The following is a 22435-nucleotide window of genomic DNA, read 5'->3' on the forward strand; positions in this document are numbered from 1 at the left end:
AAAAAAGGGATGCAAACATCATCGCAGATCCCTTTGCCAATGCGACCGATCAAACCCGCATGCCGGAGGATTAGGCATGAGACCCGGAGGAATCGTCATGGCCGACCGGTCAGTCAGCGCCCAGAATGCGCCGCCTCACTTGTTCCTGCTTTTGCGAGGTTTCACATGTACACCGCCATCGGCTATGCCGCCCAATCGGCCACCACTCCCCTCGCCCCGATGAAATTCGAACGTCGCAGCCCGCGTGCCGACGACGTGGCGATCGAGATCCTGTATTGCGGCGTTTGCCACTCCGACATTCATCAGGCGCGCAACGAATGGGGCATCGCCGTTTACCCGTTGATGCCCGGCCACGAGATCGTCGGAAAAGTCACCGCGATCGGTGCGAATGTCACCCAACACAAAGTAGGCGATCTGGTCGGCGTTGGCTGCATGGTCGACTCCTGCCGCACCTGCGAAGCCTGCCAGTCGAACCTTGAGCAATACTGCCTTGAAGGCCCGACCATGACGTACGCCACGCCGGATCGGGTCGATGGCAGCAACACCATGGGCGGCTATTCGGACAGCATCGTCGTCAGCGAGCACTTCGTGGTGCGCATCCCGGAGAAGCTGGCTTTGGCCAGCGCTGCGCCAATCCTTTGCGCCGGCATCACTACCTACTCGCCGCTCAAGCACTACGGCGTCAAGGCCGGCGACAAGGTCGGGATTCTCGGCATGGGCGGTTTGGGCCACATGGGCATCAAGTTTGCCAAAGCCATGGGCGCCGAAGTCACGCTGTTCACCCGCTCGGCGAGCAAGGCTGAAGAAGGTCGTCGTCAGGGTGCCGATCATGTGATCGTTTCCACCGACGCCGAGCAGATGAAAGCTGCTGCCGGTTACTTCGACTTCCTGCTCGACACCATTCCGGTGCAGCACGATCTGAACCCCTACCTCGACACCCTGCGTTTCGACGGCGTGCACATTCTGGTCGGTTTGATCGAGCCGGTTGATCCACCGGTACACGCCGGCAAACTGGTGATGAGCCGCCGTGTGCTGGCCGGTTCATTGATCGGTGGCGTTGCCGAAACCCAGGAAGTGCTGGATTTCTGCGCCGATCACAACATCACTTGCGACATCGAAATGCTCGACATCCGCCAGATCAACGAGGCTTATGCCCGGATGATTGCCGGCGACGTGAAGTACCGTTTCGTGATCGACATGGCGACGCTCAAGGTTTAAACGCGCTTAAACCTTCAAGCCAAGCTCTGCCGAGAGCCGGGCTGTGACCCCTTTGATCAGGGGAATCAGCTCGGCCATTTTTTCCAGCGGCATGTACGGCACGGTGCTGGCGATACTGATCGCCGCGACAATGCCCTTGCTCGCATCGCGAATCGGCGCCGCCACGCAGCGGATCGACGGTTCGTTGTCCTCCAGATCGAAGGCGTAGCCACCGGCGACGTATTCGGTCATGCGTTGCTCAAGCTGTTCCCACGATTGCTGGGGATGCTGCGGCCAAAACTGACTTTTCCCACCGGCCGGCAGACTGATGTCGTACAGGCGCTGCCAATCTTTCGGCGAGTCATCGAGCATCAACGCCTTACCGATACCGGTGCGTGCCAGCGGCATGCGATGGCCGACCCGCGAACGCATCTCCGGGCCATTGCGCCCCGGATTCTTCAGCAGATACAGCACCTCATCGCCTTCACGAATGCCCAAATGCACGGTGTCGCCGGTCAGCGCCGACAATTCATCCAGATACGGCGCGGCCAGGGTCACCAGCGGCAACTCTTCACGCGCCTGAAAACCCAGTTCGATCAGCTTCGGCCCGAGCAGGTAACCGACTTGCGGCACCACGCGCAGGTAACGCTCATCGACCAGGCAACTGGCCAGACGATGGGTGGTGCTGCGCGTGGTGCCGATCAACCGGGCGATCTCCTTGAGATCACGGGCGCCACTGGCCACCGCTTGCACCACACCCAGGCCGCGCAACAGCGTTTGCGTGCCGGTGGGCGCGGCGTCCTTGGTTTTTTCCGGAGCGTCTTCCTGCATATCCAGCCTTTTACCGTTGAGCGAAGGAACGGGCGGCATTATGGTCGCCCGACGCAGACCACTACAACTCGATACGCTCGACCTTGCCGACCAGCAGCACGTAGGACAATGCACCGATCAAGGCGAGAACCGCGATGTAGGTGATCGCTGGCGCGAACGAATCGCCGCTGGCGAGGAAACCGATCACGATCGGCGTGGCAATTGCCGACAGGTTGCCGATGAAGTTGAACACCCCGCCAGTCAGCCCGAGCAAACGTGCCGGCGCCAACGTCGACACCAGCGACCAGGTAATCGAAGCCAGGCCGTTACCGAAAAATGCCAGCGCCAGGAAGGCAATCACCAGCGGCGTCGACTCGACGAAGTTCGCGCCGATGATCGAGGTGGAAATCAGCAGTCCGCCAATGATCGGCAACTTGCGCGCAAACCCGACGGTGCAGCCGCGACGAATCAGGAAATCGGAAAAGAACCCCGAGCACAGCACACCAATGAACGCGGCAAGAAACGGCAGCGACGCCAACAGGCCGGACTTGATGAAGTCCATGCCGCGATATTTCACCAGATAGGTCGGGAACCACGTGAGGAAAAACCACAGCGTCGAGTTCAGGCAGAACTGGCCGAGGTAGATGCCCCACAACTTGCGTTTGGTCAGGACGATACCGAGATCGGTCCAGCTGAATTTGGCTTTGACCTTGGCCGTCTCCTGCTGAATATCGACCAGACCACCGCCCTCGCGGATCAGGTCGATTTCGGCTTCGTTGGCGCCCTTGAAGTCCCGTGGGTCGCGATACACCGCGTACCAGATCGCCGCCCAGATAATGCCCACCGCGCCGGTTGCGACGAACACCATGTGCCAGCCGAATTCGTGTTGCAGCCATGCCAGAACAGGGGTCAGAAAGGCCAGGCCAACAAACTGCCCGGAGGTGTAGAAACCGATGGCCGTGGCGCGTTCACGTTCGGGAAACCAAGTGGTGACTACGCGACTATTGATCGGATACGCCGGGGCTTCCAGCGCACCCACCGCCATGCGCAATACAAACAGCGCGATGAAACTGGCAGCGAAACCAAGCATCACCGTGGCAATCGACCACAGCAGCAACGCGACGCTGTACAGAATGCGCGGCGGCACGCGATCGACCAGCCAGCCGCCGGGGATCTGCATGGCAGCGTAAGTCCAGCCGAACGCGGAAAAGATCAGACCGACGTGAATCGGATCGATGCCCAGCTCACTGGTCAGCGCTGGCGCGGCAATCGACAGGTTGCTGCGGTCGAGGTAGTTGATGACCACGGTGATAAACAGCAACACCATGATGAAAAACCGCTTACGGCTAGGCGTGACTAAAGACGCCTGCCCGGTGAGGGTTTGCGGTTGCATGGAGAGAGCCTCTTTTTATGTTTATTGAGGTCGGCCTGAGGCCTGCACTGCACCCTGTGGGAGCGAGCTTGCTCGCGAAGACGGCGGCACATCCGGCATCAATGTGACTGACCTGCCGCATTCGCGAGCAAGCTCGCTCCCACAGGGTTTTGTGGTGTGTCAGGCAGGACTCACCACTCGGCAAAGCTGCCATCGGCATGGCGCCAGATCGGGTTACGCCAGCGGTGCCCAACTGCCGCACGCTCGATCACATATTCCTCGTTGATCTCAATGCCCAACCCCGGCCCGTTCGGGATCTTCACGAACCCTTTGTCGTAATCGAACACCCGTGGATCCTTCACGTAGTCGAGCAAGTCATTGCTCTCGTTGTAATGAATGCCCAGGCTCTGCTCTTGGATAAACGCGTTGTAACAAGCCGCGTCCAGCTGCAAACACGCCGCCAGCGCAATCGGCCCCAACGGGCAATGCAGCGCCAGCGCGACATCGTAGGCTTCAGCCATGTTGGCGATCTTGCGGGTTTCGGTGATGCCGCCGGCGTGGGAAGCATCCGGCTGGATGATGTCGACGTAGCCTTCGCTCAACACCCGTTTAAAGTCCCAGCGCGAGAACAAGCGCTCGCCGAGGGCAATCGGCGTGCTGGTCAACGGCGCCAGTTCCTTCAAGGCCTCGTAGTTTTCGCTGAGCACCGGCTCTTCGATGAACATGAGTTTGTACGGATCGAGTTCCTTCATCAGCACCTTGGCCATCGGCTTGTGCACGCGACCATGGAAGTCGACACCGATGCCGACGTTCGGCCCGACCGCATCGCGCACGGCGGCCACGTTGGCCAGCGCCAGATCGACTTTTTCGAAGGTATCGAGAAATTGCAGCTCTTCAGTGCCGTTCATTTTGACCGCAGTGAAACCACGGCTCACCGCCTCTTTCGCCGCACGCGCGGTGTCGGCCGGACGATCGCCGCCGATCCACGAATACACGCGAATCTTGTCACGTACCTGACCGCCAAGCAGATCACTCACCGATACACCGAGCGCCTTGCCCTTGATGTCCCACAGCGCCTGATCGATACCGGCCAGCGCGCTCATGTGGATCGCACCGCCACGGTAAAAGCCGCCGCGATAGAGCACGGTCCAGATATCTTCGATATTGCGTGGGTCTTTGCCGATCAGGTAGTCGGACAGTTCTTCGACGGCAGCAGCAACGGTGTGCGCGCGCCCTTCGACCACAGGCTCGCCCCAACCGGTCACGCCCTCGTCGGTTTCGACCTTGAGGAAGCACCAGCGCGGCGGCACGATGAAGGTGGTGAGTTTGGTGATTTTCATCTTTTGTCTCTCTTATAGATGTAGCGCACGCAGCGCCAAAAAGTCTTAGCGAAGGGCCTTCCACGCAGCCACGTAGGCCTTGGCATTCACCGCCACCTGCTCCGGCGTCATGCCCGGCTTGAACAGGCCAGAACCGAGACCGAAACCTTTCACGCCCGCGTCAATGAACGCCTGCATGTTGTCCGGGGTGATACCGCCGACCGGCGCCAAAACCGTTCCGGACGGCAACACTGCGAGCCAGGCTTTGACGACCGCCGGGCCCATCTGCTCGGCCGGGAACAGCTTGAGAATGTCCGCGCCCTCCGCCAGCGCCGCGAACGCTTCCGTAGGTGTGGCAACGCCGGGCGATAGATAGAGTCCCGCCGCTTTTGCCGCGCGCAACACCTTGGCATCGCTGTGTGGCATGACGATCACCTGGCCACCGGCGTCTTTCACCAAGTCGACCTGTTCCGGGGTCAACACCGTGCCCGCACCGATCAGGCAATCGGCGGGCAGCGTCTTGCGCAGGATGCGGATACTTTCGTACGGCGATGGGGAATTGAGCGGTACTTCGATGACGCGAAATCCGGCCGCATACAGGACTTCTCCGACAGCGGCGGCTTCCTGCGGATGCAGGCCACGCAGAATCGCGATCAGACCGTTTTGCGCCAATGCTTGCTTGAGCATGTCAGGCCTCCAGTCAGGGTTAACAGGATGAGGAATGAATCAGTCCGGCGGCCAGCGCCAGTTGCCACAAGCCACGCTCGGTGGCCTGCTCGGCCAGCGTCACGTTGGCGAAACCACAGGCGTCGAGGGCGCGGCTGTAGCGCGCACAGAGTTGCGCGTTGCCGATGAGGATGATCGATGGGAGATTCGGGTTGTTGCGGCGACGCCGCTGAGCCGTGGCGAGCGCCGCCAGTTCATGGCCGATCATCAGGCCGGACAGATAATCCGCCTGCGCGGTCGGGCTGAGTTCGCCGGTCAGACCCAAGGTACGGGCACTGAACAACGTCGACAGCACGCCCAGCTCGCCGTCCGCCGATTGCGCAACCTGCACGCCACGGTCAAACGCCAAAGCATCGAACGTCGCGCCTTGCTGCTGGGTGCGGCCGAGAATGCTGTGTTCACTGAGCACGGCGAACACTTCGCCGGTCATGAACGTGTCGAAATGCGTGATGCAGCCATCGACCACGTCCACCCATTTCGAGTGACTGCCCGGCAGGCCGATCAACAGATCAGCGCCCGCCTCGACCGGCAGATTCTGCAGCACGCCAAGGACCTGGGTTTCTTCGCCGCGCATCACGTTCGGCAGACGCGAACGCTGAATCACACCCGGCACGATATGCACGCGAGTGCCGCGAAGACTGACAACTGTTTGTAGGGAGTTTCCGAGATTGGCGACATCTGCCGGCGTCTCGCAATAGGCCGCTTCACGCCAGCCCTGCGCACTGCCGACCATGCCGCAAGCGATCACCGGCAGATCCGGCTGCGCCTCGAGCCAGTCGCCGCACGCTTCATCGAAGGCCAATTCAAAACCATCGACGCATTCGCGACCGTTGATGATTCGCGGGGTCTTGGGCAACTGCATGATCCCGGACGACAGCGCGCGCTGCTCCAGCACCACGCCGTCCGCCGCGAGTTTGTAAGCACGTAATGAGGTCGTCCCCCAATCGAGCGCGATCAATTGCGCCAGCATCGCTTCACCTGTTTTGTTTTTGGCAGTGAGTGCGACGGACTATAGACCTCTCAGATGGGAAATCTCAATATGTAATTTTGCATCCCATATTTTGGGATGATCACATCTGCCCACTTTCCTCGAACAGATCCGTGATTCACCGTTATCAATATCACTACTGACGCTCTATCGCCTGAACGAAAACACTGGCAGGAATATTCATCGATTTTGAGTAATACGGACCGTAAGCGTAGGCAGCAGTCCTGAACTTACATGCCACGACCTGACGCGCGCTCAATACCATCAACAGTTGTTTTTTATTGAAGTACGTACTCAGCGTTCCACCGTCCGGTGTATGCACCGCAGAGACCTCAGCCGAATACACATATGGCCCCACAGCAGATTCATTTAATACCGCTACGACCTCCCCTTCAAGATACCGGGTCAGGTCCTGTTTTGTTTCGAAGAAGCCACTCTCATCCAATGAACAGATCAAGGCATTGCCAACCTGATGTTGGCCGGCATTGATTTCGAAAAATCGCAACAGATCAGTCATTGAACTGAAGCGAATATCCAGAAGAGCACTGTCTCCAGGCTTGGCAACAGAAACAAAATCAATTTCTGTCTCTGGTAATGGCACTCTTTTTGCGCACGAAGCACACAAACAAAGAACTAGAATTGTAAGCAACACTCGCATGTCAAGACTCCAGATATTTGATCATTTTTTCAGCGATGAGATCACATGCGGACTGTTCGCCAAGAATCCTCGCCTTGAACATTACGCCTGCATCTTCGTGGTTGGTGTCTACCGCTTTATTGATATCAGGACCCGAACTCATGACCCAGCGTTCTCCCATCTCAGCGACATCATCGGACTGATTGGGTTTCGCCGGTGCAGCCAATATATTGATCCAGTACTCTGCACCAGGCTTCGGGGTGGTGGCGTAAATGTCTGAAATCAGCCAGACACCCAATCCGCCGCCCACTGGATCAAGCGTGACCAAGGACTTCACCGTAAATCCCTGTTCTTTGAGTATGGCTGCCAGATGGGCGCCGTTCCATCCTCCCAGACTGTGACCAACGATACTTATATAAATTGATTTATCACCTTTCAGATAACTCAGCACGTACTTTTCTATGTCCTTCTTGCCGCGCACATCCTTATAACTAAGGTACACCGACTTCACTTTTTCAATTTGCGCGTCGTTGAATTTCTTAGGCAATAGAACCTGCGCACTGGTTACGTTACCGTGAGGTGGTTGATCTTGATAATACTGTTCCTTGTCTCCAGCCCCGCCAATGAAAAACACCACGATTTTTTTGATTTTGATTGCTACAGATTTTACTGTCTGGTCGGTTTTGCAAGTCAACTCATGACTCACCACCTCGTTTTTGCAATCTTTGAGTGCAGGATTTGCAACTTCCATTTCGATCACTCTACAAACAGTTTTATGGTTTCGGCCAAATGAGAGCTGACCATATGAGTAAAGCCCTGCTCATTGGTGATTCCGTGTTCCATGCTCCCATCGCCCCGCTGAATCACATAAGGGTGGTCGGGCACTGGCTCGCCAGTTGCTTCATTCACTACTTGCAACCTGTCCGTAAAATGCACCGGCATCGGCAACAACCCGCTAAACGCCGCGCCGCCGCCACTCTGGCCGATTATCACCGTCCCCGAACCACCGACCACGACATTGCCGTGGCCGCCGGTACTGTCGAGCATTGCGGCATTCAAGCCGTTGATGAAAACGGTACCGGAGACTGCCCCGGTAATCGGGCTGCCGCACGCCGATTTATCGGTCATGCGCGCAGCGGCGAGGCCATCGAAGAAGACGTCGGGCGAGCCGGAGACGATCGGGTTGGTGCCATGGCCTGGCAATGGGCAGGCGGTCGGGTCGGTGACGCGTGCAGCGGGTTTACCACTCAATTCAAAGCTCCTTGCTTCGGGGATTCCGGGTGTGGCTGATGGATATCGATGTCGGTTACGGCGAAGCGCCAGCGGTTGTCGACGGGGTCGAACAGGGCGTGGCAATGCTCACGGTTATCAGGGGATGTAGCCGATTGCAGATGTTGCCAGGCTTCCTCGACATGCCACGCCAGCTCGGCAGGCGAGGCGTCGTCCAGCTCGTTGAGCCAGGCGTTGTAGTTGCGCAGGTGATTGCGCTCGTAAGTCGATTGCAGCAAATCGGCCATTTGTGTGCCGAGGTCCAGATGATGTTCGGCCGTCCAGTGACCGATCTCGGAATAGGCGTACCAGCCCATCGGCATCAACCCGCCGTCCTTGAGCAGCGAATGCCCGGCAGGGGCGACGAAGCCGCAACAGATGTGCAGCACCAGCCAACCTTGATGAGCGCCGATAAACGCCGTCGGATCGAAGGTGCGCAGCGGTATCACGCGGTAATCGGCGAGCCCGGCACTGCGGGTCATCAACTCGGCATCAAGGCGTGACACGAACGCACGAATGGCAGTGCCGCCCGTGCTGTTCGTCGTACAGAGAATATCGACCGGTTGACGCTGGGCGTTGTCGCTTGAGCCTGAGTTTTTCACCAGGCCATACAAACGCATTGACGCCCGAAGTCCGCTCATCGCCAGTCACTCGTTGACGCAGCGAAGGCTCCACGGGCGTGGAGAAATTGTGCCAGAGGCATTGCAGGTGTCATCCATGAGCGCGCAAAAATGGCGCGTAGAATGCCGGACTAGAGCGCTGGCGACAATCGAATTAGCATTGGATTGCCATCATTGTTTTCAGCCCTCGGCGAACTCGCGGAGAACCTTGCCATCCATGCGGTAGCGCACCCATTCTTCCTGGGGTTGCGCACCGAGGGATTTGTAGAAATCGATCGCTGGCGTGTTCCAGTCAAGCACGCTCCATTCGAAGCGGCCGCAGTCGTTGTCGCAGGCGATTTTCGCGAGGTGGCGCAGCAGGGTTTTGCCGGCACCGCCGCCGCGTTGGTCGGGGGTGATGTAGAGGTCTTCGAGGTACAGGCAGTTGCTGCCGAGCCAGGTCGAATAGCTGAAGAAGAACACCGCGAAACCGATCGGCAGTCCATCGCGCAGGCAGATCAGGCCGTGGGCGGTGGCGCCTTCGCCGAACAGGCTGCGTTCGATGTCGGCAACGCTGGCGATGACTTCGTGGCGGGCCTTTTCGAAATCGGCGAGTTCAGTGATGAAGGCGAGGATTTGCGGGGCATCGCTGGGGGTCGCCGGGCGGATGTCGATCGTCATGGACGGGCCTTGTCGGAAAAGGAAAACGCCATACTAAGGCCGTGGGCGGCGCTCGTCACATGGCAAAACAGCGGATACCCTCTCGCGATGCTTCAAACGCCGCCACTCCATGTGGGAGCGAGCTTGCTCGCGAATACATTCTGTCATTCACCAATGCAGGTGACTGTAAGGACGCCTTCGCGAGCAAGCTCGCTCCCACAGGGACTTCGACAATCTGAAAGGATGCTTATGAACCTTGAGTTTTTTACACCTGTGGCGGCACTGGCAGCAGAGTTGCTGCCAAACGCTCTGGAACCGTCCGATGACGGCGCTCACGACCTCGCCCACCTGCAGCGGGTCTGGCACAACGTGCGTACGCTACATGTAGAAGAAGGTGGCGATCTTGAGGTATTGCTCGCCGCCGTGCTCTTGCACGATTGCGTTGCCGTCGAAAAGAATTCGCCACTGCGCGCGCAGGCATCGCGATTAGCGGCGGACAAAGCGTCGGCAGTGCTCGCGGAGATGAACTGGTCCGAAGAAAAAATCACCGCCGTGGCCCACGCCATCGAAGCCCACAGTTTCTCCGCCAACATCACACCACTTACCCTCGAAGCGAAAATCGTCCAGGACGCCGACCGCCTCGACTCACTCGGCATGCTCGGCGTCGCCCGCACGTTCTACATCGCCGGGCGCATGGGTTCGGCGCTGTACGACCCGCAGGATCCCGAAGCGAAACAGCGCGACTACGACGACAAGCGTTTTTGCCTCGATCATTTCCAGACCAAGCTGCTGCACCTCGCCGACGGTTTCCAGACCGCCACCGGCCAGCGCCTGGCGCAGATCCGTCATCAGCGTCTGGAGAGTTTCATGGAGCAATTCAAGGAAGAGATCGGCATCGCCTGAGCGTTACTCCGGCGCACAGCGATCCTGACTTCGCCAGGCTCAGACCTAATCCGCTCACCTGACGTGGTAAACAGATGACGCTTAATTTTTCCGGTCAAGGAACCGCGTCATGTCTCAAGCTACACCCCCGGTATCAGGCAAGTTGTTCGGCCTGTTCTGCCTCGCCAGTTATCTGTTGTCGTTGTCCTACGGTTCGACGTTTTTGCTGTCGCTGCTGATCGGTTCACGCGGTGGCAATGAGCACGATGCGGGAAGTGTGATTTCGGCGGCGATGCTCAGTACGTTTATCGCGGTGCTGCTTTCCGGGCATCTGTCGGACTGGCTCGGCGCGGCGCGCTCGATTGCCCTGTTCGGCCTGTTGCTGGTGGCGGCAAGTCTGGGCTTTGCGCTGACGCCGGGCTTTGGTCATCTGCTGCTGTTTTTCGGCTTGCTGTTGGGATTGGGCTGGGGCGTTTTCTACACCTTGGGGCCGATCATCGTCGCGAGTCTGGTGACCCCGGCGCAGCGGGCCAGATATTTCGCCTTGCTGTCCGGCAGCATGATGACCGGCATCGGCAGCGGGCCATTGCTGGGTCGTGCGGCGAGTGCATTGGGTTTGCCAGTGACCTCGGCATTTTATCTGGCGGCGTTGGCGAGCCTCATTGGGGTACTACTGTTCTGGCAGCTGGGTGCTCGATTGAAAAGCTCACAGGCCCCGACCGCGGCAAAAATCAGCTGGCAAGCGACCACTCAAGTGCTCGGCTCGCGCGCCCTGTTTCCGATCATCATGGTTGGTCTCGGCGGTTGTGTATTCGGTGGACTGTCGAGCTTTCAGACCAGCTATGCCGCCACCCGCTCGCTGGACTATTCGTTGTTCTTTCTCGGCTTCATGAGTGCCGCGATCAGCAGTCGGATGCTGATCGCAGGATATGTCGTTCAGCGTGATCCATTACGCGCATCGTGCCTGCTGTCGGGGCTGATGCTGAGTTCAATTGTGCTGTTCGCGTTCGGCGTACACAGCGGATTCAGCTACCTGTTGGCGGCGCTGATGCTCGGTGTCGGTTATGGCCTGACCTATTCGGTGATCAATGGCCTCGCCGCCAACGAAGCACCAGCCGGTACTACATCGCAGGCCTTGTTGCTGTTCAGTCTCGCCTACTTCATCGGCGTGTTTGGTTTCCCGTTACTCGCCGGGAAAATCATCGTCGAGCACGGCATGAGCACACTGCTTTTGACGGTATTGATCGTCGCGTTGGCCAACTGGCTGATCACCCTTGGCCGCTTGCTCTGGCGACGGATCAGTCTGAAACCGGCGCAGGCAATCCAGACCGTTCGTCGTTCATCAGGCACCAATCCGATCAGCGGGCAGACCAACGACAGGTAAGGATTCCAATCACTGGAGAAGCCCTATGATCCCGTCAAGGTTGACCGCTTTCGTATTCAGCGCCCTGCTCTGCCCTGCGGTTTTCGCCGCATCCGCCACCGCTGCGGGCACCGGCCCTACCGATCCGACCCCGCCACGCGCCCCCGCCATCAACAGTGCTCCCGGCATGAACACCGATGGCTCCGGCGTGCCCCTGATCAATCAGCCGCCCGCCACCGGTACTGATCCGCGCACCCAGGGCAGTGACCCGGGCCGGCAGGGCGGCATGAATACCCCCGACGCCCCCGCCACCCCAGACAACGCGGGCCCCGGCGTCGGCTCGAAAACCACCACCGGTGGCTCCGGTTCCGAAGGCTCCGGTCAGTAGTTCGCCGACGCGAGCGTCCTGTTCAACCCAATGAAGAGGTAACCATGAACGTCGATAAAAACCTGGAAAAAGAAGTCCTCACCCGCCTGCTGCACGCTCATCCGAGTGGACTGGGCAAGGAGGTGCTGGACAATTACCGGGGCGAGAAGGTCGTGGCCAGCGCCCTCGCCGCTTTGCAGGATCGTGGACTGATTCACCACGGGCATGTGACCTGCAACGAGGCTGGCGAACATTCGTTGAACCTGCCGATCAAGCTCAGTGCCGCTGGCGTTGAGGCGGCGCGCAAGCTGGATCTGCAGTAGTCCTGCGACCGCTCGCCGCCTGGGCGGCGAGCGGCTTGATCTGCACACAAGAGGAGAAATCCCATGCCTCGTGGAAGCAAAGACAAATACACCGCCGAGCAAGAACGCAAAGCCGAGCACATCGAGGACAGCTACGAAAAGAAAGGTCTGTCGAAAGATGACGCCGAGGCGCGGGCCTGGGCGACGGTGAACAAGCAATCGGGCGGCGGCGAGAAGAGCGGCGGCTCAGGACGCAAGAAACCGGCGAGTGCCAAGTCCGAAGATCGCAAGGAATCGTCACGGCGAGCAGTGGCCAGTCGCGAGGGGCATTCGCGTAACAGCAAGGCTTCGAAGGATACGCAGACAGTCGATAGCTTGATGAAGGAGGCCCGGGCGAAGAAGATTCCGGGGCGGTCTTCGATGCGCAAGCAGGAGTTGATCGAAGCCTTGCGTAAGGCCGGTTGAGTTATGTGTGAGGCTGATGGCCCCTTCGCGAGCAAGCTCGCTCCCACACTGGATTGATGTCGTTCACACATTTCCTGTGGGAGCGAGCTTGCTCGCGAAAGCGGAAGATCAGACGCCGCCGGACTCGCGGATAAACGCATCCACTTCAGTCGCACCCGGCGAAGTCGCCGGCCCCCAGCGCGTCACCGCGATAGCCGCTGCCGCATTCGCCCGGCGAGCGGCTTCATGCGCGGGCAAACCCTGCGCCAATCCGGCAATAAACACCCCGGCATGCGCATCACCGGCGCCATTGCTGTCCACCGCATTCACCGCAAACCCGGGCACATGCCGACGCTCATCGCGCTGATGAATCCAGCAGCCCTGCGGCCCGTCACGGACCACCATCAGCACTTCATTGGGCAGATGCTCAGCGAGACGATCCAGCGCCGCGCCAATATCATCAGCGCCGGTAAACCGCAGTGCTTCAACACTGTTGCTGGTCCACACATCGATGCGCGGCAGCAACGCCTGCATCATCAGGGAGTCCGGCGATTCCACCAACGGGCCCGGATCGAACACCACGTCGATCGAATCCGGCAGTGCCAGCGTCCAATCGAGCAACGCCTGGGCCTTGCCTGCGTGGAGCAGGCTGTAGCCGCTCAGATAAACGTAGTCGCCCGCCTCGGCCGGCACGCTGTTCAGATCCGCCTGCGTCACTTCACCTTCTGCGCCGATATAGGAAATGAAACTGCGCTCCGCCGACGCATCGGTCAGCGCCACACATAAACCGGTGTCTTTCTGTGCGGGTTCGGTGATGCCGATGTGAATCCCCTCGGCGTTCATCGCCTGACGCGCGAGATCGCCGAAACGCCCGCTGCCATGGCGACCGAGATACACCACCGGCAGGCCATTACGCACCGCTGCCGCCATCACATTGAACCCACCACCGGCTTCGAAACCGGCCGACTGTGCCAGTACGTCACCGCCAATCTGCGGCAGTTTATCCACGGCCATGACCAGGTCGATGATGACCTGGCCGGTGTGCAACATCTTAGGCATGAGCATTCTCGGTTTGCGCGGCGCGGCGATCTTTCGCCCCGCCGAGGACGAAGTAAATGCCACCGGCCACCACGAACGTCACGATCCAGCCGAGGCCGTTGTGGCCCAGCCACGAGTCGGACAGGAAGCCTTTGAACCAGACGTTCTCTGCAGTGGTGCCGATGGTGGTGAAGCTGAAGCCGAGGACGATGGCAATCGCCCACGCGCCAAATGCACGCCACTCGATACCGCCGTGATACCAGTAAGCGCTGCTCGGGCTGACGTCGAGCAAATCTGTCGGGCTGTAGTAGTGACGGTGAATCAGGTCTATCACGAAGATCCCGACCCACGCGGTGATCGGCACCGCCAGCAGGGAAATGAACGTGATAAACGGGCCGTAGAAGCTGTCGGCGATCAGCATGAAGTAGATCGAACCGGCGAAGATCGCGACGATGTCGACCACCACCGCGTAAACGCGTTTGACCTTCAGACCCAGCGTCAGCGTGGTCAGACCGGCGGAGTACACCGACAGGTTGTTCGACAGCAACAGACCACCGAACGCGGTGATCAGGTACGGCACGGCCATCCACGTTGGCAGCATGTCGCGGATCGCCACGATCGGGTCAGTCGCCGAGGCGAGGTCGTTATTGCCCACCGACAGCAAGCCGCCGAGGGTGATCAGCAACACCAGTGGAATACCCGCACCGAATGCGGCGGACGCGACCAGTCGCACAGCCTTGACGCTGCGATGCTGATAGCGCGACATGTCGGCGCCAGCGTTGGCCCAACCGATGCCGGTGCCGGCGGCCATGGTGCCGATACCGATGATCATTGCGCTCATCGGCGCTGGCGTGGCGTTGAACACCGCGTTCCAGTCGATAGTCGCGCAGAGGAAACCGCCGACCAGAATGTTCAGCGCGCCGAACACGTAGGTCGCCCATTTTTGGATCACCAGCAAGGTCGCGTGGCCGAGGCCGGAAACCGACAAGGTCAGCAGGACGAAAATCGCGATGAAGACCAGCGTCAGTACCGGTGCGCTTTTCGCTTCAACCGGTGAGCCGAACAGAATCGAGCAGAGCGACAGCAGCACGAATGCAGCGGTAGTGGTGTTGACGGTTTCCCAGCCCAGACGCGACATCAGCGAGACCAGCGTCGGGCCGATGTTGCCGCGTACACCGAAGATCGCACGCGACAAGGTCAGGCTTGGCGCGCGGCCACGTCGACCGGCAATCGAGATGATCCCGACCACGGCAAACGAACCGGCGGCGCCGATGATCGCGACGATGATCGCCTGCCAGATCGCCAGCCCGCGAAACGCCACCAGTGTGGCGCCCAGCGGCAGACCGAGGATGGAGATGTTGGCGGCGAACCAGACCCAGAACAGTTGCAGCGGATGCCCGTTGCACTCGGCTTCCGGCACCGGTTCGATGCCGCGGGTTTCCAGTTGCCCGGCGCTTTGCCCGGCGGATGATGAACTCATGAAGGTGCTCCTGTTTGCCTTTTTTGTGGTTGTGGCAATGATGCAAAACGACAAGACATCGCGGCCGTCCTCGGCCTGTCTGTGCGATCCATTGCGGGTGAATGATTCAACAATTTTGGTGCGCCTATCGCTGGCAAGCCAGCTCCCACAGGGATCGGGGTGTACACAAATTTGTGTTCACAGCAAAAACCTGTGGGAGCTGGCTTGCCAGCGATGGCGTCAGTTCAATCAGCGCAAGGCCAACAGTCCCTGCACCAACGGCTCAAGCTCCAGATGATTAACGGCCTTCACCGTATCAATCATCTCGACAGGCCAACTCTCAAGGCCCAGGCAGGCCCCGAGCATGGCGCCGAGGATCGCCGCGATGGTGTCGGTGTCGCCGCCCAGGCTGGCGGCCATGCACAGCGCATCGAACGCACTCATCTCACCGATAGCCACTTGTTGCGCCAGCGCGAACGAGACCACCACCGACTCCTGCGACGCCACCGAAGTACCGATCACGTCGTAGAGCAGATCCGCCAGCAGTGCCTTGTCGCTATCGACGCTGATGCTGCGTGCCCAACTGATGCGCGAACCGATGCGGCCACCAGCGACCCAGTGACCGTGCGCTTCCGCTTGCTGAGCGATCTGCTGACCGAGGTTCAACGCCTCGCCCAGGTCCATGCCATTGATGCCGGCAGACACCACCGCCGCCACTGCCGCCGCGCTGGAAATCCCCAGCGTGGTGTTATGGGTGACCTGACAGGCCTGCACCACCGCCGCAATAAAGCGCTCGGGGTCGACGACATCCGCCGCAATCCCCACCGGCGTAATACGCATTGCCGCACCGTTGGTGGTGCCGTAGCGCCCGGCTTCTTCCGGCGAGTGGCCAGCGAGGATCATTTCGATCGCGCGTTTGGTCGACGGCCCGAGTAAATCCTGCGAGCCCTTGGCCTGCATCTCGGCTTCCCACTCGATCAAACGTTGCGCGAGGATTGCCGGCTCGATGCGGCCCTTGCCTTCGACCAGCAATTCGCCGACCAGAATCGCCTGTTCGGTGTCGTCGGTGATCGAGCCTTTGGGCATGTTCGCGGCAATCGGTTGCAGCGGCCCGGCGTCCTGCAGATCGGTGATTGTGCCGAAGCGGGTCTTGATCGTTTCACGGTTCAGCGATTGCGTCGGCATGCCCAGCGCGTCGCCGAGGGCCAGGCCATAAAAAGCGCCGAGGGCACGGTTGAGCGCGGTCATTTCGATTCTCCAAATTGCAGGTGCAGACGGAAATGCACCGGGTCGAGCAGGCTTTCGACCTGCTCCATGAAACGGTTCTGGCGGTCGTAGGTTGTGCGCAACGCCTTGAGGAAAACCGTGCCGGCCGGACGACCGAGCAGTTCGGCGTCTTCGGCATTCAGCGGTTCGGCGCCGATCCATTGATCGCCGCGCTCGCCGATGTAGCCGTAGGCGGCCAGGGTGATGGTCAGGGAATTATCGATCAGGCCGACGCGCGGCAAGCTTTCCAGGCCGCCGGTCGCGGGCATCAAAGAGCGTTCGAGGGACACCAGCGTGCCGTCGTTGGAGCGACGACGACGGTCGAGGGTGATGAAGTTTTCCGTACCGAAACGCGAGAGCAGATCCGGCCGGGTCACCGCTTCCAGACGCAGCACTTCGGTGTTGATCAGTGCGCCGCTGTCAGCCAGTGCCTGCGCCCAGCCGCTACGCTGATCAAGCGCCACACCATCGAAGGTGACGATGGAGCCGACGCCGCTTTGTGTGGCGATGTAATTGCGCCGTTTCAGTTCGGCCAGCGCTTCGCGCAACGTGCCACGGCTGACGTTGAATTCTTGAGCCAACTGATGCTCGCCGGGCAATAGAAAGCCGTCCTCCATGAGGCCGCTTTCGATGCGCCGGACGAGCTCGTCGACCACCCGTTGTTTCTTGTCAAATCGTACCTGTCTAATCATGTACAAATTGATACCCGAAACCGGTGTGGGCGGGCAAGGGATATTTGGGGATAGTGACGAAAGGCGGAAGAATCAAAAGCCCCTCACCCTAGCCCTCTCCCGGTGGGAGAGGGGACTGATGGAGGTGTTTATTCGAATGACATCGACCTGAAATATCCAGTCGAACTCAGGTTTGAAAAACCAGAAGATCTGCTCCCTTTCCCCCTCTCTCTCTGGGAGAGGGCTGGGCGGGCGGCGTTCCGATGAGGGTAGCCTTTGACTCAGCGCTGCTTCAGGCGGTCGATGACCACGGCCAGCAGCAAAATCGAACCGCGAATAACGTATTGGTAGAACGTATCAATATTCTTCAGGTTCATCGCATTCTCGATGATCGCCAAAATCAACACCCCGGCAATCACATGCCGGATCATGCCAATCCCGCCGCTCAACGACACCCCGCCCAGCACGCAAGCCGAGATCACCGTCAGCTCAAAACCCTGACCAATCATCGGCTGCCCCGAGGTCATCCGCGACGCCAGAATCACCCCGGCCAACGCGCCAATCACACCGTGCACGGCAAAGATAATGATCTTGGTGCGATCAACGTTCACGCCCGCCAGCAACGCTGCTTCCTGGTTGCCACCGATGGCCATGGTATTGCGCCCGTAGGTGGTGTAATTCAGCAGCCAGCCAAAAAACAGAAAGCAAACGATGGTGATCAGAATCGGCACCGGCACGCCAAACAACTGGCCGTTGCCGAAGACGAAGAACGATTCCTGCGACACACCCACCGCTTTGCCGTTGGCAAAAATGTACGCCAGACCACGAACGATCTGCATGGTCGCCAACGTAGTGATCAACGCATTGACGCGCAACTTGGCAATCACGATCCCGTTGATCAGCCCGACAATCAGGCCCATCACCAACGCTGCACTGACACCGAGAAACACGCTGTTGGTGTCACGCATCACCACCGCCGCGACCACGCCGGCGCAGGCAATCACCGAGCCCACCGACAAGTCGAAATGACCCGACGCCAGGCAGTACAACATCGTGCACGCGGCGATCCCGGTGGTGGAAATCGCCAGGCCTAGGCCGCGCATGTTCAGCGGCGAAAGGAAGTTGTCGATCAGCAGCGTGCAGGCAACGAAAATGCCTACAGCCGCCAGTAGCATGACCCAGTCATCAAGGAAGCGGCGCATGTCCAGAGGTTTGCGCTCTTTGGGCAGGGTTTCGTTTTGGGTTGTCATCATAGTCACCTCTCAGTTCGCCACGCCGTCAGCGCGGTGGCGCGGCAAAGCCAGTTGCAGCAGGTTGGATTCATTGGCCTGGTCACGGCTGATTTCGCCGCGCAGGGCGCCTTCGCAGAGCACCAGAATGCGGTCGGAAATGCCCATCACTTCCATCAGATCGCTGGACACCACGATCACCGAAATGCCCTCGGCGGCGAGGTTATGGATGATCTGGTAGATCTCCGCCTTGGCGCCGATGTCGATGCCACGCGTCGGTTCGTCGAGCAGCAGCACTTTCATCGGCATCGACAGCCAGCGACCGAGAATGGCCTTCTGCTGATTGCCGCCGGAAAGGAATTTGATCTGCTGACCGGCGTGCGGGGTTTTCACTTTCAGCGCTTTGATCTGTTTGTCGGCGTTGCCCTTTTCCCACAGACCGCGAATCAGGCAGCCAAGACCCGAATGGGCGCCACGTGCACTGATGTTGATGTTCTCGGCGACGCTGGCCAGCGGGATGATGCCTTCCTTCTTGCGATCCTCCGGACACAGCAAAATGCCCGCCGCAATCGCGTCGCGCGGTGAGCGCAGTTTCAATTCATGACCGCGCAATTCGAGGCGCCCGGCCGTGTTGCGTTCCAGCCCGCTGAGCAAACGAAACAGTTCGGTGCGCCCTGCCCCGACCAGTCCGAACAGGCCAAGAATTTCGCCTTTGTGCGCCTCGAAACTGATCGGCTCACGCAGGCCAGGACCGAGCAAGCCGGCGACCTTCAGCGCCACCGCGCCGCGTGGACGATGGCGATAATCGTAGATGTCCTGAATGTCGCGACCGACCATGCAGGTCACCAGTTGATCGTGGGTCAACTGGCTCATGTCATCGAAGGTGCGCACGTAGCGGCCGTCCTTGAACACTGTCACCGCGTCGCAGATGCGGAACACTTCTTCCATGCGATGGGAGACGTAGAGCACGACTTTGCCCTCGTCGCGCAGGCGGCCGATGATCGCCATCAAGCGGTCGATTTCACGGGCCGAAAGACTGCTGGTCGGTTCGTCGAAGGCGATCACATGGGCGCCGCGCGATAACGCTTTAGCAATTTCCACCAATTGTCGCTGGCCGAGGGACAAACGTCCGACCTTGGTCTGCGGATCGATTTCATCAGCCAGGCCTTTGAGGCAATTCAACGCTTGCTGACGCAGGGCACCGCGATTTATCAAACCGAAACTGGCCGGTAGATGGCCGAGAAACAGGTTTTCGGCGACGGTCATTTCCGGCACCAGATGCAGCTCTTGGTGAATCACCGCGACGCCGCTGCCGATGCTGTCGGCGGTCGACTTGAACGCCATGGTCTGCTCGCCGATCTGCAACTCGCCGCTGCTCGGGATGTAGGCGCCGCCGAGGATTTTCAGCAGGGTCGATTTGCCGGCGCCGTTCTCGCCCATCAAGGCATGAACCTGGCCGGGATGCGCGACGAAGCTGATCGCGTCCAGCGCTTTCACGCCGGGAAAGGTTTTGCCGATGCCGTTGAAACGCAGGCTGCCAACGGCGCTATGTTCGTGTGTCTGTACTTGCGCGTGCATAAAGCCACCTCTTCACACCGAAAAACGGCCCGGCTGCCCGGGCCGTCGCTGCATCAGTTCCACAAGCCGATTTTTTCCAGCTCTTGCTTGAAGTTTTCGCGGGTGATCAGGGTGACGTCGTCCATCGCGGTGTACTTCGGCGGTTCTTTGCCTGTGGTCACCCACTCGAACATCATCTCGGCGGTTTTGTAGCCTTCGATATGCGGGCTTGGCAGCATTGAGCCGAAGAAGCCGCTGTTAGGCTTTTTCAGTTCGCCGATGGCGTCGGTACCGTTGATACCAATGCCGATCACGTTGGCGGCGGCGAAACCGGCCGCTTCAGTGGCGCGCACGCCGCCGAGCACGGTGTTGTCGTTCATGCCGCCGATGATCAGGTTTTTCGCAGCGCTCGGTAGTTTCACCAGCGCCGAGTTGGTCGCGTCCATGCTGCCCGGTACGTCGAGGGTTTTCAGTGCGGCGAACAGAATGTGGTCTTTCGGCATACCGGCATCTTCGAGGGACTTCACCGAGCCGTCGGTGCGCTTCTTGCCGGTGTCGAGTTCGTTGTAGGTGTTGACCACCGCGTAGGTGTCTTTCCAGTCCCAGTTACGCTTTTTCGCTTCGGCGACCATGGCGTTGCCCTGCTTCTGGCCGACTTCGAACGCGGCCATGCCGAGGTACGGCACGTCTTCCATGAACTTGCCGTTGGCGTCGACGAAACGGTCGTCGACGGCAATCACTTTCAGGTCATTGAGTTTGGCTTTGGCCATGATCGCCGGGCCGAGCGAGACGTCCGGCGGGCAAATGACGAAGCCCTTGGCACCGTTGGCGGCAAGACTGTCGATCGCCGACAGGGTTTTCTCACCGTCCGGCACAGCGATCTTGATCAGTTCGAAGCCCTTGTCCTTGGCGGCTTTCTCGGCGAAAGCCCACTCGGTCTGGAACCACGGCTCTTCAGCCTGCTTGACCAGAAAACCGATTTTCACGGTGTCGGCAGCGAGCAGCGCACTGCTCAGGCTGAACGCGGTGACCGCCAGGGCGGTACTGCACAGGGTACGAATCCCGAAACGACGTTTCATAAGCTGACTCCTTGTTATTTTTTTTGAGCAATGTTTGAAAAGCGTTAAAGCGTGTTCCTGCAAAATCTTCTGAAAATAGTCATATCGTATGATGATTGGATTGCAAACGGTTTTATCCGTGTGAAAGCCACTGCGCTCAGTCGTGGTACATCACCGAGCGACCACCATCGATGGTGATGCATGACGCGTTGATGAACGGCGCCTCATCGCTGGCCAGAAATACAGCGGTCATTGCTACTTCAAGCGGCTGACCGATGCGTTTCGGCGGGTGCAGATCGAAGGCGCGCTGACGCTCGGCGTGCGGGTCGGCGAAACCGTTCCAGTAATCGACGTTCAGTTGCGTTTCGATGTAGCCGGGTGCGATGGCGTTCACGCGAATGCCCTTCGCGGCGTATTCGATGCCGAGCGCGCGGGTCAGGCCGAGCAAACCGTGCTTGGCCACCGGATACGGGAAGCAGCCGGGAATAATGTGGCTGGAGTGGGTCGAGGCAATGTTGATGATGCTGCCAACGCCCTGCTCGATCATCTGCGGCAACACCGCTTTGCAGCCGAACCAGGCGCCGTCCAGATCGATGGCGAAGCAGCGATGCCAGTCTTCTTCGGTCATTTCCAATGGATCGCGGAACACGTTGACCCCGGCGCAGTTGACCAGCACGTCGATGCGCCCGTGCAGTTCAACAGCGCGTTTGGCCATGGCATGCAGATCCTGCTGACGCGAAACGTCAGCCTTCAGCGCCTGCACATCAAAGCCCTGCCCACGCCAATGGGCGGCGACTTGCTCGACTTTCTCGGCCTGGATATCGCTGATCAACAGTTTTGCTTGCTGCGAGGCGAAAGCGGCGACGATGGCTTCGCCGATGCCTTGCGCGGCGCCGGTCAGCAGCACGACCTTGTTGTTCAGGCGCTCACCCTTCGGCGGCGCGGGCACCGGCGGCAGGGAAAGAGGCTCAGCCATGGATCAGGACTCCTGTTTCGCGAGCACAAAAAAACCGGGCATCTGCCGATGTCCGGTCTGGAAGGCGGTTGGAACGAAACAGGCAGGCACGGCCGACAGCTTGGGGCCGTTGCGAGACGCGGACTCCGCATGGGAGTGCGATGGAAATTCGCTGCATCACTTCACCTGTTTTGTTCTTTTTAAGTGTGAGTGCGTGTTACTGCTGCAGCCGACTATAAACCCGACCACCAAATAATCTCAATATAT

At 59.5% G+C, this 22435-nt stretch carries 24 protein-coding genes; 6 read left to right on the forward strand and 18 right to left on the reverse strand.

The window, feature by feature from the left end:
• Positions 1–165 precede the first annotated feature (165 nt).
• Positions 166–1218 (forward strand): NAD(P)-dependent alcohol dehydrogenase, encoded by a 1053-nt coding sequence (locus ACZ0A4_RS15615; protein WP_463575474.1) that lies wholly within the window; start codon positions 166–168, stop codon positions 1216–1218.
• A 6-nt stretch (positions 1219–1224) separates the two neighbouring features.
• On the opposite strand, the gene ACZ0A4_RS15620 is transcribed toward ACZ0A4_RS15615, so the two are convergent.
• From ACZ0A4_RS15620 to ACZ0A4_RS15665, 10 genes are all read right to left on the reverse strand, one after another.
• Positions 1225–2028, reverse strand: a complete 804-nt coding sequence (locus tag ACZ0A4_RS15620; RefSeq protein WP_008085521.1) for an IclR family transcriptional regulator — start codon at positions 2026–2028, stop codon at positions 1225–1227.
• Between the two features lie 61 nt (positions 2029–2089).
• Positions 2090–3400: an MFS transporter gene (locus ACZ0A4_RS15625; RefSeq protein ID WP_463575475.1), complete on the reverse strand. Its 1311-nt coding sequence runs from the start codon at positions 3398–3400 to the stop codon at positions 2090–2092.
• Between the two features lie 170 nt (positions 3401–3570).
• Positions 3571–4719 (reverse strand): galactonate dehydratase, encoded by a 1149-nt coding sequence (dgoD, locus tag ACZ0A4_RS15630; protein WP_007908327.1) that lies wholly within the window; start codon positions 4717–4719, stop codon positions 3571–3573.
• Between the two features lie 45 nt (positions 4720–4764).
• On the reverse strand, positions 4765–5385 hold the full coding sequence (locus tag ACZ0A4_RS15635) for a 2-dehydro-3-deoxy-6-phosphogalactonate aldolase (RefSeq protein WP_463575476.1): 621 nt from the start codon (positions 5383–5385) through the stop codon (positions 4765–4767).
• 19 nt (positions 5386–5404) lie between these two features.
• Entirely contained in the window at positions 5405–6394 is a 990-nt protein-coding gene (locus ACZ0A4_RS15640) for a 2-dehydro-3-deoxygalactonokinase (RefSeq protein ID WP_463575477.1), read from the reverse strand.
• Positions 6395–6548: 154 nt separating this feature from the next.
• Positions 6549–7070, reverse strand: coding sequence for a hypothetical protein (locus ACZ0A4_RS15645; RefSeq protein ID WP_463575478.1), 522 nt, complete (start codon positions 7068–7070; stop codon positions 6549–6551).
• Position 7071: 1 nt separating this feature from the next.
• Positions 7072–7800 carry an alpha/beta hydrolase family protein gene (locus ACZ0A4_RS15650; protein ID WP_463575479.1) on the reverse strand — a complete coding sequence of 243 codons (729 nt, stop codon included), beginning with the start codon at positions 7798–7800 and terminating at the stop codon, positions 7072–7074.
• Positions 7801–7805: 5 nt separating this feature from the next.
• On the reverse strand, positions 7806–8300 hold the full coding sequence (locus ACZ0A4_RS15655) for a PAAR domain-containing protein (RefSeq protein WP_463575480.1): 495 nt from the start codon (positions 8298–8300) through the stop codon (positions 7806–7808).
• Entirely contained in the window at positions 8297–8959 is a 663-nt protein-coding gene (locus tag ACZ0A4_RS15660) for a hypothetical protein (protein ID WP_463575481.1), read from the reverse strand. The genes ACZ0A4_RS15655 and ACZ0A4_RS15660 overlap by 4 nt, the downstream gene beginning before the upstream one ends.
• Before the next feature lie 159 nt (positions 8960–9118).
• Entirely contained in the window at positions 9119–9598 is a 480-nt protein-coding gene (locus ACZ0A4_RS15665; RefSeq protein ID WP_463575482.1) for a GNAT family N-acetyltransferase, read from the reverse strand.
• 228 nt (positions 9599–9826) lie between these two features.
• Here ACZ0A4_RS15665 and ACZ0A4_RS15670 point away from each other — a divergent pair, with 228 nt between their 5' ends.
• From ACZ0A4_RS15670 to ACZ0A4_RS15690, 5 genes are all read left to right on the forward strand, one after another.
• Positions 9827–10480: an HD domain-containing protein gene (locus tag ACZ0A4_RS15670; protein WP_463575483.1), complete on the forward strand. Its 654-nt coding sequence runs from the start codon at positions 9827–9829 to the stop codon at positions 10478–10480.
• Positions 10481–10589: 109 nt separating this feature from the next.
• Positions 10590–11843 carry an MFS transporter gene (locus tag ACZ0A4_RS15675; RefSeq protein ID WP_463575484.1) on the forward strand — a complete coding sequence of 418 codons (1254 nt, stop codon included), beginning with the start codon at positions 10590–10592 and terminating at the stop codon, positions 11841–11843.
• 25 nt (positions 11844–11868) lie between these two features.
• Positions 11869–12210, forward strand: a complete 342-nt coding sequence (locus ACZ0A4_RS15680) for a hypothetical protein (protein ID WP_007908306.1) — start codon at positions 11869–11871, stop codon at positions 12208–12210.
• Positions 12211–12254: 44 nt separating this feature from the next.
• Complete coding sequence (locus ACZ0A4_RS15685; RefSeq protein ID WP_016986009.1) at positions 12255–12512, forward strand: hypothetical protein; 258 nt, start codon at positions 12255–12257, stop codon at positions 12510–12512.
• Positions 12513–12575: 63 nt separating this feature from the next.
• The gene (locus ACZ0A4_RS15690) at positions 12576–12956 is read left to right on the forward strand and encodes a Rho termination factor N-terminal domain-containing protein (RefSeq protein ID WP_463575485.1); all 381 of its coding nucleotides are present in this window, start codon (positions 12576–12578) and stop codon (positions 12954–12956) included.
• Positions 12957–13064: 108 nt separating this feature from the next.
• Here ACZ0A4_RS15690 and ACZ0A4_RS15695 read toward each other — a convergent pair whose 3' ends face one another.
• The 8 genes from ACZ0A4_RS15695 to ACZ0A4_RS15730 all read right to left on the reverse strand — a co-directional run bounded on the left by ACZ0A4_RS15695 (position 13065) and on the right by ACZ0A4_RS15730 (position 22189).
• On the reverse strand, positions 13065–13994 hold the full coding sequence (locus ACZ0A4_RS15695) for a PfkB family carbohydrate kinase (RefSeq protein WP_463575486.1): 930 nt from the start codon (positions 13992–13994) through the stop codon (positions 13065–13067).
• Positions 13987–15453 carry a purine-cytosine permease family protein gene (locus ACZ0A4_RS15700; protein WP_463575487.1) on the reverse strand — a complete coding sequence of 489 codons (1467 nt, stop codon included), beginning with the start codon at positions 15451–15453 and terminating at the stop codon, positions 13987–13989. The genes ACZ0A4_RS15695 and ACZ0A4_RS15700 overlap by 8 nt, the downstream gene beginning before the upstream one ends.
• Before the next feature lie 228 nt (positions 15454–15681).
• Positions 15682–16680: an ADP-ribosylglycohydrolase family protein gene (locus ACZ0A4_RS15705; protein ID WP_463575488.1), complete on the reverse strand. Its 999-nt coding sequence runs from the start codon at positions 16678–16680 to the stop codon at positions 15682–15684.
• Positions 16677–17390 carry a GntR family transcriptional regulator gene (locus tag ACZ0A4_RS15710; RefSeq protein ID WP_463575490.1) on the reverse strand — a complete coding sequence of 238 codons (714 nt, stop codon included), beginning with the start codon at positions 17388–17390 and terminating at the stop codon, positions 16677–16679. Before ACZ0A4_RS15710 ends, ACZ0A4_RS15705 begins: the two co-directional genes overlap by 4 nt.
• Before the next feature lie 260 nt (positions 17391–17650).
• Complete coding sequence (araH, locus tag ACZ0A4_RS15715; protein ID WP_026000669.1) at positions 17651–18619, reverse strand: L-arabinose ABC transporter permease AraH; 969 nt, start codon at positions 18617–18619, stop codon at positions 17651–17653.
• A gap of 12 nt (positions 18620–18631) precedes the next feature.
• Positions 18632–20176: an L-arabinose ABC transporter ATP-binding protein AraG gene (gene araG, locus ACZ0A4_RS15720; RefSeq protein WP_463555328.1), complete on the reverse strand. Its 1545-nt coding sequence runs from the start codon at positions 20174–20176 to the stop codon at positions 18632–18634.
• Between the two features lie 53 nt (positions 20177–20229).
• The gene (locus ACZ0A4_RS15725) at positions 20230–21234 is read right to left on the reverse strand and encodes a substrate-binding domain-containing protein (RefSeq protein ID WP_122842546.1); all 1005 of its coding nucleotides are present in this window, start codon (positions 21232–21234) and stop codon (positions 20230–20232) included.
• Positions 21235–21370: 136 nt separating this feature from the next.
• The gene (locus ACZ0A4_RS15730) at positions 21371–22189 is read right to left on the reverse strand and encodes an SDR family oxidoreductase (protein WP_463555329.1); all 819 of its coding nucleotides are present in this window, start codon (positions 22187–22189) and stop codon (positions 21371–21373) included.
• Positions 22190–22435: the final 246 nt, after the last annotated feature.

The sequence above is a fragment of the Pseudomonas sp. AC172 genome (assembly GCF_979258595.1).

Excerpts from the sequence above, each read along its gene's own strand:
- ACZ0A4_RS15615 (WP_463575474.1), top strand. The coding sequence starts at position 166 with ATGTACACCGCCATCGGCTATGCCGCCCAATCGGCCACCACTCCCCTC.
- ACZ0A4_RS15620 (WP_008085521.1), bottom strand. The coding sequence starts at position 2,028 with ATGCAGGAAGACGCTCCGGAAAAAACCAAGGACGCCGCGCCCACCGGC.
- ACZ0A4_RS15625 (WP_463575475.1), bottom strand. The coding sequence starts at position 3,400 with ATGCAACCGCAAACCCTCACCGGGCAGGCGTCTTTAGTCACGCCTAGC.
- dgoD (WP_007908327.1), bottom strand. The coding sequence starts at position 4,719 with ATGAAAATCACCAAACTCACCACCTTCATCGTGCCGCCGCGCTGGTGC.
- ACZ0A4_RS15635 (WP_463575476.1), bottom strand. The coding sequence starts at position 5,385 with ATGCTCAAGCAAGCATTGGCGCAAAACGGTCTGATCGCGATTCTGCGT.
- ACZ0A4_RS15640 (WP_463575477.1), bottom strand. The coding sequence starts at position 6,394 with ATGCTGGCGCAATTGATCGCGCTCGATTGGGGGACGACCTCATTACGT.
- ACZ0A4_RS15645 (WP_463575478.1), bottom strand. The coding sequence starts at position 7,070 with ATGCGAGTGTTGCTTACAATTCTAGTTCTTTGTTTGTGTGCTTCGTGC.
- ACZ0A4_RS15650 (WP_463575479.1), bottom strand. The coding sequence starts at position 7,800 with ATGGAAGTTGCAAATCCTGCACTCAAAGATTGCAAAAACGAGGTGGTG.
- ACZ0A4_RS15660 (WP_463575481.1), bottom strand. The coding sequence starts at position 8,959 with ATGAGCGGACTTCGGGCGTCAATGCGTTTGTATGGCCTGGTGAAAAAC.
- ACZ0A4_RS15665 (WP_463575482.1), bottom strand. The coding sequence starts at position 9,598 with ATGACGATCGACATCCGCCCGGCGACCCCCAGCGATGCCCCGCAAATC.
- ACZ0A4_RS15670 (WP_463575483.1), top strand. The coding sequence starts at position 9,827 with ATGAACCTTGAGTTTTTTACACCTGTGGCGGCACTGGCAGCAGAGTTG.
- ACZ0A4_RS15675 (WP_463575484.1), top strand. The coding sequence starts at position 10,590 with ATGTCTCAAGCTACACCCCCGGTATCAGGCAAGTTGTTCGGCCTGTTC.
- ACZ0A4_RS15680 (WP_007908306.1), top strand. The coding sequence starts at position 11,869 with ATGATCCCGTCAAGGTTGACCGCTTTCGTATTCAGCGCCCTGCTCTGC.
- ACZ0A4_RS15685 (WP_016986009.1), top strand. The coding sequence starts at position 12,255 with ATGAACGTCGATAAAAACCTGGAAAAAGAAGTCCTCACCCGCCTGCTG.
- ACZ0A4_RS15690 (WP_463575485.1), top strand. The coding sequence starts at position 12,576 with ATGCCTCGTGGAAGCAAAGACAAATACACCGCCGAGCAAGAACGCAAA.
- ACZ0A4_RS15695 (WP_463575486.1), bottom strand. The coding sequence starts at position 13,994 with ATGCCTAAGATGTTGCACACCGGCCAGGTCATCATCGACCTGGTCATG.
- ACZ0A4_RS15700 (WP_463575487.1), bottom strand. The coding sequence starts at position 15,453 with ATGAGTTCATCATCCGCCGGGCAAAGCGCCGGGCAACTGGAAACCCGC.
- ACZ0A4_RS15705 (WP_463575488.1), bottom strand. The coding sequence starts at position 16,680 with ATGACCGCGCTCAACCGTGCCCTCGGCGCTTTTTATGGCCTGGCCCTC.
- ACZ0A4_RS15710 (WP_463575490.1), bottom strand. The coding sequence starts at position 17,390 with ATGATTAGACAGGTACGATTTGACAAGAAACAACGGGTGGTCGACGAG.
- araH (WP_026000669.1), bottom strand. The coding sequence starts at position 18,619 with ATGACAACCCAAAACGAAACCCTGCCCAAAGAGCGCAAACCTCTGGAC.
- araG (WP_463555328.1), bottom strand. The coding sequence starts at position 20,176 with ATGCACGCGCAAGTACAGACACACGAACATAGCGCCGTTGGCAGCCTG.
- ACZ0A4_RS15725 (WP_122842546.1), bottom strand. The coding sequence starts at position 21,234 with ATGAAACGTCGTTTCGGGATTCGTACCCTGTGCAGTACCGCCCTGGCG.
- ACZ0A4_RS15730 (WP_463555329.1), bottom strand. The coding sequence starts at position 22,189 with ATGGCTGAGCCTCTTTCCCTGCCGCCGGTGCCCGCGCCGCCGAAGGGT.